Genomic DNA, 13938 nt, shown 5'->3' on the forward strand with positions numbered 1-13938 from the left:
CTCGGGTTCTCGAGCCAGCTCGTCTTCAACACGTTCCACAACGGGCGCCTGCACGACATGGAGCACGATGACGTCGACCTCGCCTACGCGGCCGCCCGCGCCCACAACCGCGGGATGCTCGAGTTCTGCGCCGGCGACCCGCGGCTGCTGCCGTCCCTCTACGTCCCGCTGGCCGACCCCGAGCGGGCCGTCGCCGCCACCGGGGACGCGCTGGCCCAGGGCGCGGCTGCGCTGCTCATCGCATCAGGCTGCCCGCCGCAGTACTCACCCAGCCACACCGATTTGTTCGGCGTCTGGGCCCGGGCCGAGGAGGCCGGCATTCCCGTGGTGTTCCACGTCGGCGGCACCGGCACGCTGATCGACCCTCGCTACTTCGTCAACGGCAAGCCCATTCCGCCGGACTTCCACGGCGGCGAGGAGAACTTCCGCTCGGTCGACTACATGGGCATCCCGCGCCCTCCCGAGCAGACGCTCGCGACGATGATCTTCGACGGCGTGCTCGACCGCTTCCCGAACCTGCGGATCGGCGTGATCGAGCAGGGCGCGATCTGGGTGCCGTCGTGGACGCGGCAGATGGAGGCCGCCTTCGAGGCGTTCGCGCGGCACGAAGAACGGCTGCGCGGTCTCGCGCTGCGGCCGACGGAGTACGTGACGCGTCAGGTCCGGTTCACGCCCTATCCGACCGAGGACGTCGGCTGGATCATCGAGCAGAACGGGCCCGAGATCTGCATGTTCTCGTCCGACTACCCGCATGTCGAAGGCGGCCGGCGGCCGGTCGAGCGCTTCGAAGCGTCGCTCGCGGGTGTCGGAGACGAGGTGAAGCAGCGTTTCTACTGCGACAACTTCCTCGACCTGATGGGCCGCCGCGCCGGGCGCGTCCTGGAACGGAGCGCCTGATGCTGCTGAACGGTGTGAACCATGTCGCGATCCTCACGAACGACGCGAAGCGGCTGCACGCGTTCTACGCCGACGTGTTCGAGGCGCCGGTGACGAAGGACTTCGCGGCCGGTGAGGACATGCGGCTGTCGTTCATCGACATCGGTCCGACGCACGAGCTCAACGTGTTCGAGATCCCGGGCAACCCCGAGGCGCAGCGGCAGACGCCGATGTTCGGGCGCGGCCGCATCGATCACATCGGGCTGCTCGCGGCGTCGATCGACGCGTTCGACGAGATCCGGCGGCGCCTCATCGAGCGTCGCGCGACCGACGGGTTCGTCACCGACTTCGGCCCGGTGCTGTCGCTGTTCTTCACCGACCCCGACGGCTTGGAAGGCGAGGTGTGCGTGCCGAAGCCCGGCGCGCAGCCCGACGAGAACAACCCGCCCGGTACGCCCGCCGCGGGATACGAGCGCGTGCTCGACCTGGACAATTCGTGATCGCGGCGTTCTCGATCACGCCGCTGGGTGTCGGCGAGTCGGTGAGCGAGCAGGTCGCCGAGGTCGTGCGGATGGTGCGCGCGAGCGGGCTCGCGAACGAGACCAACGCGATGTTCACGAACGTCGAGGGCGAGTGGGACGACGTGATGGCGCTCATCCGCGACTGCACGATGAAGGTCGCGGAGTCGGCGCCGCGCGTCAGCCTCGTCGTGAAGATCGACTACCGGCCGAGCGTCACCGATGGGCTCACGAGCAAGCTCGCGGCCGTGGAAGACCGCCTGCTTCGCGATTGACGCGACCAGAAGGCACCGGGAAGCGCACGTATTCATCGATCATGAGCAGCCCGAGCTGCGAGTCGCGGTCGACCGCCGGCTCGACACGACCGCGTGCGACGAGGTCGGCGACCAGCCGTTCGACCACCGCGTCGAGCGTGAGGTCGCCGGCGTGCGCGCGCCAGGCGTCGCGTTCCGCCTCGTCGCGGAAGCAGTAGGCCTTCCACGACACCGAGAACCGCAGGTCGTCCCAGTCGTAGCGCGCGACGGGCTCGGTGTCGGCGTAGTGCACGGTCCACTGCCGCGCGCCGACGGGGTCGAGCACCATGCCCGGCCGCAGCGGCGGGAGGTCGTCGGCTGGAACCGCGGCGATGCGGTCGACGCCGTGGAACACGCTGTCGGTGTCGAGCACCATCGCGGTGTTGAACTTCGCCGGGTGCGTCGCCGGCGGCGCGAACGGACCGTCGGGCCAGTAGGCGAGCGCGCCGCCGTCGCAGTCGTGGAACCACGCGATGCCGGTCGCGATCGGCATGCGCCACTCGTCGAACAGACCCGAGTGGTGCATGACGACGAGCAGCCATTGCGGCACGAGCTTCCGATTCAGGCCGCGGAACTCCGGAACGTCGGTGTGCACCGCGAGCTCCTGGCCCGGAACCATGAGGTTCGCGTACGCGATCGCCGGCTCGATCACCGCGCGGCCGTGCACCGCGCGCGCGGCTTCGAGGAACGCGTCGTGATGCAGGAACGGTTGGATGCCTTCGATGCGCGCGGTCTCGCCGTACGCGTACTCCTCGCGGAAGTAGCTCGTGCGGACCGCGAGCGCGCGTCGCGGCTCGTTCGTGCCGAGGCGGCCGCCGGTACGGATGAAGTTCACGACGCTGTCGTGGCGCTGCGAGAGGCCACGGCCGATCTCGCTGTCGAGCTGCTCGAGCTCCGCGTACATGCGGTACGCGCCGAAGCGCTCGCAGAGCTCGACCATCGCAGCCGCACCCGCGGCATCGAACAGCTCGTCGATCGCGACGACGTTGCTCACGACCGGCGAGGCTAACCGGCCCGGCCGCTTCGGTTTCTCAGCCCGATCCGGCGGTCGTTACGATGCGCCGGTCTCACCACGACCGCGAAGGGACGCCAACATGGGCGACGCCGTCATCGTCTCCGCCTGCCGTACGGCCATCGGAACCGCACGCAAGGGCTCGCTGCTCGACGTGAGCGCGTTCGACCTCGCGAAGTACGCGGTCGCCGAATCGTTGAAGCGGTCGAACGTGCCCGCGGCCGACGTCGACGACATCGTGCTCGGCGAGTCGCTCCAGGGCGGCGGCGACATCGCGCGCTACGCCGCGATCACGAGCGGCCTCACCGACGTCCCGGGCATGGTGCACAACCGTCACTGCGCGTCGGGCATGGCCGCGGTGCAGACCGCGTCGGCCAGCATCATGGCGGGCATGGACACGGTCGTCATCGCGGGCGGCACCGAGTCGATCTCGACGTCGCCGTCGGCGATGAAGCGCGTGCTCGGCACCGACGAGATGCAGCAGTGGATGTCGCCGAGCCACCCCGAACAGCCGAACGCACCCGCGTTCGACATGTCGATCACCGTCGGCTGGAACACCGCGCAGAAGGCGAACGTCACGCGCGAGGAGATGGACCACTGGGCGTGCGAGTCGCACAACCGCGCGGTCGCGGCGATCGACGAAGGTCGTCTCGAAGAGGAGATCTTCCCGATCGACGTACAGCTGCGCGACGGCACGACGAAGACGTTCTCGGTCGACGAGCACCCGCGTCGCGGGTCGAGCATGGAGAAGCTCGCGGGCCTCAAGCCGCTGCACCCCGAGATCGAGGACTTCAGCATCACCGCCGGCAACTCGTCGGGCCTCAACGACGGTTCGGCGGCGATGGTGATCGTCGACAGCGAGTACGCGCAGGAGCACGGCCTCGAGCCGCTCGCGATCGTGCGGGGCTGGGCGTCGGCGGGCCTGCCGCCGCAGGACACGGGCTTCGGGCCGACACGTGCGATCCCGAAGGCGCTCAAGCGCGTCGGCCTCTCGATCGACGACATCGCGCTCTTCGAGATCAACGAGGCGTTCGCGTCGATGTGCGTCGCGTCGACGCGCATCCTCGGCATCCCGCACGAGATCACCAACGTGAACGGCAGCGGCTGCAGTCTCGGCCACCCGGTCGCGTGCACCGGCGCGCGGATGATCGTCACGCTCATCCACGAGCTGCGCCGCCGCAACGGCGGCTACGGCGTCGCGAGCATGTGCGCGGGCGGCGGCATGGGCTCGGCGACGGTGATCGAGGTCCTCAAGCCGTGATCGGTCGGGCCGGGGAGTAAACGTTCCCCGGCCGCCACGGGTTCTCCTCGCAGTGGAGGCCGACCGGAACGACTTCGAGGCGTTCTTCGACGAGCACTACGGCGCGGTCCTGCGGTCCGTGGCGCTCGCGATCGGCGATGCCGGCCGCGCCGAGGACCTGACGCAGGAGGCGTTCGCCCGCGCGTTCCGGCACTGGTCGAAGGTCGCGACGCTCGACCGGCCGATCGCATGGGTCTACGTGGTCGCGCTGAACGCAGAGCGGTCGCGTTGGCGGCGCGAGCGGCGCGCGCCCGCCGTCGAACCGGCGCCGGTGACGGTGCCCGACGCGTCGAGCTCGGTCGTGAGCACGATCATCGTGCGCGATGCGCTCGATCGGCTCCCGCCGCGCCAGCGCTGCGCGATCGTCCTCCGCTACCTCGGCGACCTCACCGTCGCCGACATCGCCTCGGTGATGGGCTGCGCCGAAGGCACCGTGAAGGCGACCCTGCACCGCGCGCTCGCGCATCTGCGCGTCGATCTCGACGGGAGTGACGAATGAACATCGAAGAGCTCCGCGACCAACTCGAGCAGCTCGCGGGTCCGGTACCGCGCGCGACGTCGGCGGCGCGCGCCGCGGTCGGGACGCGCGTTCGCCACGCGCGCCGACGGCGCAACCTGCTGGCCGGCGGCACGAGCGTGCTCGCGGCGGCGCTCGTCGTCGCGATCGTCGCGGTCGGGATCGGCAGCACGGGCGGATCGGTGAAGGTGCGTACGACGTCGCCGAGCGCCACCACCGCGCCGACGAACCCGCAGTGTCGCTTCGGGGCGAAGGTGGTGCCGCCGAACCAGGTGCCCGCCGTGGTGTCGGCGTGGAACGACGGACGCGCCGTCATCGGCGGCGGCGCGCTCTGGACCGCCCGCCGGCAGAACCGCCCGATTCACGACGGGTCGATCTACCGGCTCAAGATCGGCTGGTACGCGATCCCGTTCGGGCTTCCGACGATCACGGCGCGCCGGCTCGACGGGCCGGGGCGTGCGACCGGCGACGCCAACCAGGCGATCAACGAGCACGGGAAGTGGGTCGCGTCGGCGATCGAGCTCCCGAGCGTGGGCTGCTGGGCGATCACCGCGCGCTACCGGCACTCGACGATCACGTTCCGCGAGCTGATCGGCGACCCGCCGGAACCGCTTGCGATCGGCACGATCACGGGGGTGCTCGAGGAGGTCGGTGGCCCCGCGCCCGGCGCCGCGCACGGGCTCGCGGGCACCGTCAACGTCACGAACAACGCGCCGTCGGCGGAGGTGCCCGGTTGCCCGCCTGCCGCGTTGGACGTCGCGTGTGCGGCGAGCCTGCAGGTCGTCACGGACGCGAGCGGTCACTTCCGGGTCGACGTGCCCGCCGGCGAGTACACGGTGAACGGGTACAGCCCGCAGTACCTCGACGGCAACGGTGGATGCGGCGGCGGTAGCCACCTGCGCGTCGAGACCGCGCAGACGACGCCCGTCGAGGTGGTCTGCCCGATCCGCTGATCAGCGAGCAGAGTCGAGGAACCGCGCGCCGTCGAGCGCGCGTTGCTCCCACCACTCGAGCTCGTCGTTGCGGCCCCCGAGTGCCTTCTCCCACCCGAAGTGCACGAGCCCACCGAGCAGCGCGAGCCCGAGCTGGCGCTCCCACCACGGTTCCGTGTCGATGCCGTGCAGACGGAGCGCAATGCGGAACGCGTCGATCGTCTCTTCCTTCGAGTGCGGCAGCCGCGCCGCGTTGATCGCGAGGTACCACGCGAGCTCGCCGCACGCGGTGCCGATGCCCGGCGTCTCCCAGTCGAACAGCACGGTGCGGCCGTCGTCGGTGCAGCCGAGGTTGCCGAGCTTCCAGTTGCCGTGCACGAACGTGAGCGGCGTCGTCTCGAGCGCGCCGACGAGCGGCGACGGGTCGCGCGCGAGGTCGAGCACGAGCTCGGCCGCGCGCGGCGCCTCGTCGGGGAAGCGTTCCCAACCCTCGCCGACGAGTTGCGGCACGACCGCGTCGGATTCGATCGCGGCCTCCGTGGTGGCCGTCCACGGTGAGAGCTCGAGGTAGCGGTTGGTCATCGGCACGACCTCGAGGTCGTGGCCGCCACCCCAGAACGCCGCGCAGAGCGCCGCGAGGTGGTCGAGGAACTGGAGGTGCGTGTCGATCGCGAGCTCGTCGTCGCCCTCCGGCACGAGCCACTCGCCGATGTCGCGCATGATCAACGCGACCTGTCGGTGGCCGGGCGTGCCGTCGGCCGTCGCGACGTCGACGATCGGTTGGACGAAGCACGACGGCAGCCGGTCGAGCAGGCCGCGCCGCCACAGCACCACCGGCGCGTACGCGAGCTGTCCGGTCGCGCGCATGGTCCAGTCGTCGCGGATGTCGAGGTACTTCACGACGAACCGCTCACCGTCGACGGTGACGCGCTCGAAGCGCGCGCCCGACTTCGAGTCGGTGTGCGTCATCGGTTCCCGGTCGGACGCGCCCGCGAGGACACTCTCGAGGGTGCCGACCAGCTTCACCGCGTGACGTCGCCCTGCGACAGGTTCCGAAGCTCGCGCAGCGCGACCGAAAGGGTCGACACGTCGTACGTGCCCTCGCGTTCGAGGTCGTCGATGACGCCGAGCGCGTGCACGATGCCGGGATGCGCGGTCTTCCACCGGTCGATCGCGTCGTCGGCCGCGACGCCGGGCGCGAACGTCAGCACCGAGGTGACAAGGGCGCGCCGCTCGTTGGCGAGATCGTCGCGCAACGCGGAGCGGGCGAGCGCCTGCCATCGGTCGTTGCGTGGGAGGTCGTCGAGGATCCGGTCGCGCAGCCAGTCGAGCCGCAGACGGTCGCCGATCGCGCACCACATCGCGAGGATCTCGGGCACCGGCCGGTCGAGCGTGCGCGCGACGTCGACGACGTCGGGCGCGCCGACGAGCGACTCGAGGCTCGCGATCGCGGCGGCGAGCGCGCCGGGCACGCGCTTCTCGACGAGACTCGCGCGAAACTGCTCACGCCAGTCGCGCTCGCTGCCACGCAGCAGCGCGGGCATCGCCTCGATGCAGGTGGCGACGCCGGATCCGAGCTCGGCGACCGTCGCCGCGATCGGCAGCGGCCGCGGCCGGTAGCGCACGAGCCAGCGGCTCGACCGCTCGACGAGCTTGCGCAGCTCGAGGTGCATGCGGGTCTGCGTGTCGACGTCGACGACGCCGTCGAGCGCGGCGATCTGGTCGTGCCGCGCGTCCTGCCCGAAGATCCGGCCCGCGACGAGGTGCGCGCGCACGATGTCCTCGGCCGACGCGCCGGTCTCCTCGGCGATGCGGAACGCGTAGGTGCTGCCCGCGAGGTTCACCATCCGGTTGACGAGACCGGTCGCGACGATCTCGCGCCGCAGCGGGTGGCGCGCCATCTCGCCGACGAAACGCGAGCGGATCGCACTGGGGAAGTAGGCGGCGAGTGTGGCCGCGATGTCGGGATCGTCGAGCAACGGCGAGTCGCGCAGGTCCTCCTCGAGCGAGATCTTCGAGTAGGCGAGCAGAACCGCGAGCTCGGGAACGGTGAGTCCGTTGCCGCCCCGGACGCGCGCCGCGAACGTGTCGCGGTCGGGGAGGAACTCCAGCGCGCGATCGAGTCGCCCGCGCGCTTCGAGCGCGACCATGAGCCGCTCGTGCACGCCGGCCATCGGAAGTGCCTGGGATCGGGCGATCGTGAGCGTGTGGTTCTGCGCGACGTTGTCGGCGAGGACGAGCGCGGCCACCTCGTCGGTCATCGCCACGAGCAACTCGTTGCGCTCGGTCGTGGTGATCGCGTTCGCGCGCACGACCGCGTCGAGCAGGATCTTGATGTTGACCTCGTGGTCGGACGTGTCGACGCCGGCCGAGTTGTCGATCGCGTCCGAGTTGATGCGCCCGCCGTTGGACGCGAACTCGACGCGTGCCCGTTGGGTGAAGCCGAGGTTGCCGCCCTCACCGACGACCTTGCACCGGAGCTCGGTCGCGTTGATGCGCAGCGCATCGTTCGTTCGGTCGCCGACCTCGAGGTTCGTCTCGCTCGTCGCTTTCACGTACGTGCCGATCCCGCCGTTCCAGAGCAGCTCGACCGGCGCGCGCAGGATCGCGGAGATGAGCTCGAGCGACGTCATCGCGGACGCGGTCACCCCGAGCGCGGTGCGCACCGGATCCGAGAGCGGGATCCTCTTCTGCGCGCGTGGGAACACGCCGCCGCCTTCGGAGATGAGCGTGGTGTCGTAGTCGGCCCACGACGACCGGGGGAGCGCGAACATCCGTTCGCGCTCGCGGTAGCTCGATTCGGGATCCGGGTTCGGGTCGAGGAAGACGTGGCGATGGTCGAACGCGGCGACGAGACGGATGCCGCGCGACTGGAGCATGCCGTTGCCGAACACGTCGCCCGACATGTCGCCGATGCCGACGACGGTGAACGGTTCGCGCTGCGGGTCGACGCCGAGGGCCCGGAAGTGCGTCTTCACGGACTCCCACGCGCCGCGCGCGGTGATGCCCATCTCCTTGTGGTCGAAGCCCTCGGATCCGCCGGACGCGAACGCGTCGCCGAGCCAGAAGCCGCGCTCGATCGCGAGCTCGTTCGCGACATCAGAGAACGTCGCGGTGCCCTTGTCGGCCGCGACCACGAGGTACGAGTCGTCGGCGTCGTAGCGGACGATGCCGGGCGGCGGGACGGGCTTGCCGTCGACCAGGTTGTCGGTGAGCTCGAGCAGCGCGCCGATGAACAGGCGGTAGCACCCGACGACCTCGGTCATGAGCGCGTCGCGATCGGCGGGCGGGTTCTTCACGACGAAGCCGCCCTTCGCGCCGACCGGCACGATCACCGCGTTCTTGACCGTCTGTGCCTTCATGAGCCCGAGGATCTCGGTGCGGAAGTCCTCGCGGCGGTCCGACCAGCGGATGCCGCCGCGCGCGACGGGTCCCGCGCGGAGGTGCACGCCGTCGACGCGCGGCGAGCTCACGAAGATCTCGAACTGGGGAAGCGGCTTCGGCAGCTCGGGGACGCCCGTCGGGTCGAGCTTGAACGCGACCGGCGCGCCGGCGATGTCGTTGTACGCGTTCGTGCGTGTCGTCGCGAGCACGAGCCGCAGCAGCGAGCGCAAGATGCGATCGTCGTCGAGGCTCGTGACCGCGTCGAGTGCCTTCGTGATCTCGTCGACCGAGCGCTGCACGCTCGCGTCGTCGGCGCGGGGACCGTGCGGATCGAAGCAGTCGCGGAAGAGCGCGACGAGCGCACGCGCGAGCTCCGGATGCGAGACCAACGCGGCCGCGATGTAGTGCTGGCTGAACGGCGTACCGGCCTGGCGGAGGTAGTGGCTGTACGCGCGCAGCACCGCGACCTCGCGCCATTCGAGGTCGGCGGCGACGACGAGCCCGTTGAACGCGTCGTTCTCCGTGCTGCCGCGCACGACCGCCGCGAGCGCCTCCTGGAATCGCGGGCTGGCGCTGGCCGCTTCGATCGGCACGGGCTTCGTGGTGGGCCGGAGCACGAAACGCTCGATCCACGCGCCCGGACGCGCACGCGGACCGACGCGGTACGGGCGCTCCTCCACGACCTGCACACCCATGTTCGTGAGCAGCGGCATGATCTCCGAGAGCACGATCGGTGCGCCCGCACCGATGAGCGTGAGCTGGAACGTGCCGTCGTCGTTCCGCACGAGCCGGATGTTGAGGTCGGGTCGTTCGGGCAGGTGCTCGAGGCAGTCGATGTCCTCGACGGCTGCGGTCGGCGACGTCTCGTCGGTGTACGCCGGCGGGAAGGCGTCTTCGTACACGCGGTGCAGCTCGCGACCGCCGTCGTCGCCGTGCTCGACGGTGAGCGCGTCGCGCAACGCGTCCGACCACGAGCGCGTCGCCGAGGCGACGTCGGCTTCGAGCTTCGCGACGTCGACATCACTGACGTAGCCGGGCACGGTGCGCAGCACGACGTGCAGGCGCGCGAGCGCGGACTCGCTCACGAGCGCCTGGTAGTCCTCGCCGGTCGCGCGGAAGGTCTGGTGGAGGATCTCCATGATCCGTAGCCGCAGCGCGGTCGTGTACTTGTCGCGCGGCAGATACACGAGGCACGACACGAACCGTCCGTAGGGATCGTGGCGGATGAAGACACGCACGCGCCGCCGCTCTTCGAGCTGGAGGATTCCCGTCGCGGTGTCGTACAGCTCGGCGGTCGACGCTTGGAACAGCTCGTCGCGCGGATACCCGTCGAGCACCGCGATCAGGTCGCGCGCGCTGTGACCGCCTGCCGCGAACCCGGCGCGGTTCACGACGGCCGAGATCTTCTCGCGCAGCAGCGGGATCTCGCGCGGGCTCATGTGGTACGCCTCGGACGTGTAGAGGCCGAGGAAGCGGTGCTCGCCGCACACCTTGCCGTCGGCGTCGAACTTCCTCACGCCGACGCAGTCGAGGTACGCGGACCGGTGCACGGTCGAGCGCGAGCTGCCCTTCGTGAGCACGAGCACGTCGTCGGCGCGCGCCTGCTTGCGCAGCTCGGGCGGCAGGCGCGCCGCGAGCCCGTCGTCGCTCGGGTCGCGCAGGATGCCGAGACCCGTACCGGGCAGCGCGTCGAGCACGTCGGAACCCTGCGACGCGCGCACGGAGAACTCGCGGTAGCCGGTGAAGAGGAAGTGGTCCTCCGCCATCCAGCGCAGCAGCGCGATCGCGGTGATGCGCGCCTCGCTCGACGGCACGACGCCGGACTCGAGCTCCTCGACGATCGCGTCGACGCGGGCGCGCATCGCGGGCCAGTCGGAGGTCGCGGCCTCGACGTCGCCGAGCACGCGCAGGATGTCGTCGTGCAACGCGGCGAGCTCGACCGGATCGGTCGTGCGCTCGATCTCGACGAGCAGGAACGACTCGACGATCTGGTCGGCACCGTCGCCGAGGCCGAGCAGGGTGCCGTCGTCGCGGCGCACGCCGACGACCGGGTGCACGACGAGCTGCACCGGCAGGGCGTGCCGTTCGAGCTCGGCGGTGACGGAGTCGACGACGAAGGGCATGTCGTCGGAGACGACCTCGATGACGGTGTGCGGCGACTGCCAACCGTCGGCGCCGGCTGCGGGATTGCCCACGCGCACGATCACTTCGCCCGGCGCGCGGTGCGCGGCGAGGCGCCAGTGTGCGCGGGCTGCCCCTGCGAGATCCTCGACCTTGCGCGTCATGAGGTCGTCGAGCGCGACCTCCGCGTAGTAGAGGCGGATGAAGTCGGCGAGCCCGGGCGCCTCGCCCGCGGACACGAACGTCGTCGCCAGGCCGCACAGCCGGTCGAGGAGTTGCGCGCGTGCATCCTCGAGCGGTCCTGCCATCGATTTCGAGGGTAGCCCTCGGATCGCACCGGACTGTGCGTCGCTGCGTAGGCTCGCCCGCCGTGGACGTTGCCGACGGCTTGGCCCTCGCGCTCGATCTTGCAGGGATCGCCGACGAGATCACGATGAACCGCTTCCGCGCGGTCGACCTCGTCGTCGAGACGAAGCCCGACCTCACGCCCGTTTCGGAAGCGGATCAGGCCGTCGAGCGCGCGCTGCGCGAGCACCTCGCGACGCACGCGCCCGGTCACGGCGTGCTCGGCGAGGAGTACGGCGTCGACGCGCCCGGCGCCGAGTTCCGCTGGGTCATCGACCCGATCGACGGCACGAAGAGCTACGTGCGCGGCGTGCCGGTGTGGGCGACGCTCATCGCGCTCGAGCAGCACGGCGTGCCGATCGTCGGCGTCGCGTCGGCACCCGCGCTCGGCTCGCGTTGGTGGGCGGGACGCGCGCTCGGAGCGTTCCGCGACGGCGCGCGCGTGCGCGTGTCGGCCGTGCCGTCGCTCGACGACGCGCAGATCTCGTTCGCGTGGGACACGCAGTCGCGCTTCGACGCCGACGGCATCGGCGCGCGGATGATGGACCTCGCGCGTCGGTGCTGGCGCACGCGCGGTCTCGGCGACTTCTGGCAGCACGTGCTCGTCGCCGAAGGCGCGTTCGACATCTCGATCGACCCCATCGTGAGCTACTGGGACGTCGCCGCGCTCCTGCCGATCATCGAAGAAGCGGGCGGGCGTTGGAGCACGGTCGCCGGCGACCGGCCGCCGATGCCCGAGACGTTCGTGTGCACGAACGGGCTCCTGCACGGCGCGGCCGTCGAGGCGCTGGCGGGTCGGAGTGGTCGGCCCACCGCGCCGTCTGCCTAGGCTGCGCGCTCCATGACGTCGTCGGTCACCATCGGAATCGACATCGGCACGTCGTCGGTGAAGGCCATCGCGGCCGATGCCGACGGCACGATCGTCGCGTCGGCGCGCATCCCGCACACGTTCTCGGTGCCCGCGCCGCTCCAGTTCGAGCACGACGCGCGCGTCGCCTGGTTCGACGGTCCGCGCGCCGCGCTCGAGGCGCTCGGACCGGTCGACGCCGCGGGTGTCGCGGTCGCGGCGATGGTGCCGTCGTTGACCGCGGTCGACGCGAGCGGCGTGCCGTGCGCGCCCGGACTGCTGTACGGCGACGAGCGGGGGAGCGGTGGCGCGGGCAACCCCGTCGAGAGCGGCGAGTTCGGCCGCTTCCTCGGCTGGCTGTCGTCGCAAGTGCCGGACGCGCGCGGCTTCTGGCCCGCGCAGGCGGTCGCGAACTTCGCGCTGTGCGGCGAGGGTGTGATCAGCACGACCGGCGCGATGCTCGCCTACCCGTTGTTCGACGGTCGCGGGTGGGACGAATCCGTGCTCGGCCGGCTCGGTGTGCGCGCCGAGCAGATGCCGCGCATCGCGATCTCCGGAACGCCGGCAGGCGAGATCACGGGCCGACCCGGTTGCGTGCTCGAAGGCGGGACGATCGACGCGATGGGCGAGCAGATCGTCGCGGGCGCCGACCACGACGGCGACGTGCTCGTGATCTGCGGCACGACGTTGATCATCTGGTGCGTCACCGCCGAGCTCGCATCGGTGCCCGGCTTCTTCCCGCTGCCGCACACCGCGCCGGGCAAGTTCCTCGTCGGCGGACCGAGCAACGCGGGCGGGATGTTCCTCGACTGGGCGCGCCGCCTGCTGCGCGAGGGCGCGCCAGCCGCGAGCGATCCGGTGCGCGTGCCGGTATGGGTGCCGTACCTGCGCGGCGAGCGCACACCGCTCGACGACACGACGTTGCGGGCGCAGCTGGTCGACCTCGATCTCACGCACGGTCCGGCCGAGGTGCGGCGCGCCGCGTTCGAGGCTGCGGGCTTCATCACGCGCCGCATGATCGACGCGTCGCCGACGCCGGCGCGGCGCATCGTCGCGACCGGCGGGGGCGTGCGCGTGGGCGAGTGGGTGCAGTGCCTCGCCGACTGCACCGGGCTCCCGGTCGACGTCGTCGCGATCCCCGAGGGCGGCGCGCTCGGTGCCGCGTTCCTCGCCCGGCTCGCGGCCGGGCTCGAGACGTCGCTGGCCGACGCCGCGCGCTGGGCCCGCACCGACCACCGCGTCGAGCCCGACCCCGCCTGGGCTGCGCCCGTCGCCGCCCGCTACCAGCGTTTCCTCGAGCTCGCATAACTCCGGGTCGCTCCGGGTCGCCCTCGCACGCCCGGGCTCCCGGGCGCGGGACGGGAGTGCGCGACGTCGCGTGCTCGCCGCGCCCGCCGCGCTCGCCGCCTTCCGGGGAACTGATCGAGAAAAGTGACGCGACGCGTCACCTGACTCGATCAGATCGGCGGAGCGCCGGGCCCGGCCGGTAGGGTCGGAACGTGCTCGAGATTCGCATCGACCGAGAGGTCTGCATGGGCTCGGGGAACTGCTCGTTCTGGGCGCCCGGCGTGTTCGACCTCGACGACGACGGCATCGCGATCGTGACCGATCCCGAGGGCGCGCCCGAGGAGAAGGTCGTCCTCGCGGCCCAAGGTTGCCCGACCCAGGCGATCGCCATCTTCAAGGACGGCGAGAAGATCGTCTGACGTCCTGCGGCGCATTCCGTTGGCACTGAGTCCTCCTCAGCGGGATCCACGGCCAACGAAACGCGAGGTGCGGGGGAACTGATCGAG

Annotated in this window: 12 protein-coding genes; 9 read left to right on the top strand and 3 right to left on the bottom strand. The window is 71.0% G+C overall.

All coding sequences use genetic code 11. The features are described from left to right. The 3 genes from VH914_10395 to VH914_10405 all read left to right on the top strand — a co-directional run. Window positions 1-897 (top strand): amidohydrolase family protein (locus VH914_10395; GenBank protein HEX4491604.1); only part of this gene is annotated, 897 nt, incomplete at its 5' end. After that, a complete protein-coding gene (locus tag VH914_10400) occupies window positions 897-1376 on the top strand; it encodes a VOC family protein (protein ID HEX4491605.1) in 480 nt (159 codons plus the stop codon). The genes VH914_10395 and VH914_10400, both read left to right, overlap by 1 nt. Next, window positions 1373-1669, top strand: a complete 297-nt coding sequence (locus tag VH914_10405) for an MTH1187 family thiamine-binding protein (protein HEX4491606.1) — start codon at window positions 1373-1375, stop codon at window positions 1667-1669. The genes VH914_10400 and VH914_10405 overlap by 4 nt, the downstream gene beginning before the upstream one ends. On the opposite strand, the gene VH914_10410 is transcribed toward VH914_10405, so the two are convergent. After that, a complete protein-coding gene (locus VH914_10410) occupies window positions 1623-2681 on the bottom strand; it encodes a hypothetical protein (GenBank protein HEX4491607.1) in 1059 nt (352 codons plus the stop codon). The two genes, VH914_10405 and VH914_10410, sit on opposite strands and share 47 nt — an antisense overlap. A gap of 100 nt (window positions 2682-2781) precedes the next feature. Between VH914_10410 and VH914_10415 the strand changes: the two genes are divergently transcribed. From VH914_10415 to VH914_10425, 3 genes are read left to right on the top strand one after another with little or no spacing between them, the layout of a single operon-like run. Further along, the gene (locus VH914_10415; protein HEX4491608.1) at window positions 2782-3960 is read left to right on the top strand and encodes a thiolase family protein; all 1179 of its coding nucleotides are present in this window, start codon (window positions 2782-2784) and stop codon (window positions 3958-3960) included. A gap of 52 nt (window positions 3961-4012) precedes the next feature. Next, on the top strand, window positions 4013-4498 hold the full coding sequence (locus VH914_10420) for a SigE family RNA polymerase sigma factor (GenBank protein HEX4491609.1): 486 nt from the start codon (window positions 4013-4015) through the stop codon (window positions 4496-4498). Further along, window positions 4495-5469, top strand: coding sequence for a carboxypeptidase-like regulatory domain-containing protein (locus VH914_10425; protein ID HEX4491610.1), 975 nt, complete (start codon window positions 4495-4497; stop codon window positions 5467-5469). The genes VH914_10420 and VH914_10425 overlap by 4 nt, the downstream gene beginning before the upstream one ends. On the opposite strand, the gene VH914_10430 is transcribed toward VH914_10425, so the two are convergent. After that, window positions 5470-6474, bottom strand: a complete 1005-nt coding sequence (locus VH914_10430) for an aminoglycoside phosphotransferase (GenBank protein ID HEX4491611.1) — start codon at window positions 6472-6474, stop codon at window positions 5470-5472. Next, the gene (locus tag VH914_10435; protein HEX4491612.1) at window positions 6471-11261 is read right to left on the bottom strand and encodes an NAD-glutamate dehydrogenase; all 4791 of its coding nucleotides are present in this window, start codon (window positions 11259-11261) and stop codon (window positions 6471-6473) included. The genes VH914_10430 and VH914_10435 overlap by 4 nt, the downstream gene beginning before the upstream one ends. A 62-nt stretch (window positions 11262-11323) precedes the next feature. On the opposite strand from VH914_10435, the gene VH914_10440 reads away from it, so the two are divergent. From VH914_10440 to VH914_10450, 3 genes are all read left to right on the top strand, one after another. Beyond that, window positions 11324-12127, top strand: coding sequence for an inositol monophosphatase family protein (locus tag VH914_10440; protein HEX4491613.1), 804 nt, complete (start codon window positions 11324-11326; stop codon window positions 12125-12127). A 12-nt stretch (window positions 12128-12139) separates the two neighbouring features. Continuing rightward, window positions 12140-13453, top strand: coding sequence for an FGGY-family carbohydrate kinase (locus VH914_10445; protein HEX4491614.1), 1314 nt, complete (start codon window positions 12140-12142; stop codon window positions 13451-13453). A gap of 191 nt (window positions 13454-13644) precedes the next feature. Continuing rightward, window positions 13645-13851, top strand: coding sequence for a ferredoxin (locus VH914_10450; GenBank protein ID HEX4491615.1), 207 nt, complete (start codon window positions 13645-13647; stop codon window positions 13849-13851). The last annotated feature ends 87 nt before the right edge of the window (window positions 13852-13938 follow it).

Source organism: Acidimicrobiia bacterium (assembly GCA_036271555.1).
In the GTDB taxonomy this organism is placed as follows: Bacteria; Actinomycetota; Acidimicrobiia; order IMCC26256; family PALSA-610; genus DATBAK01.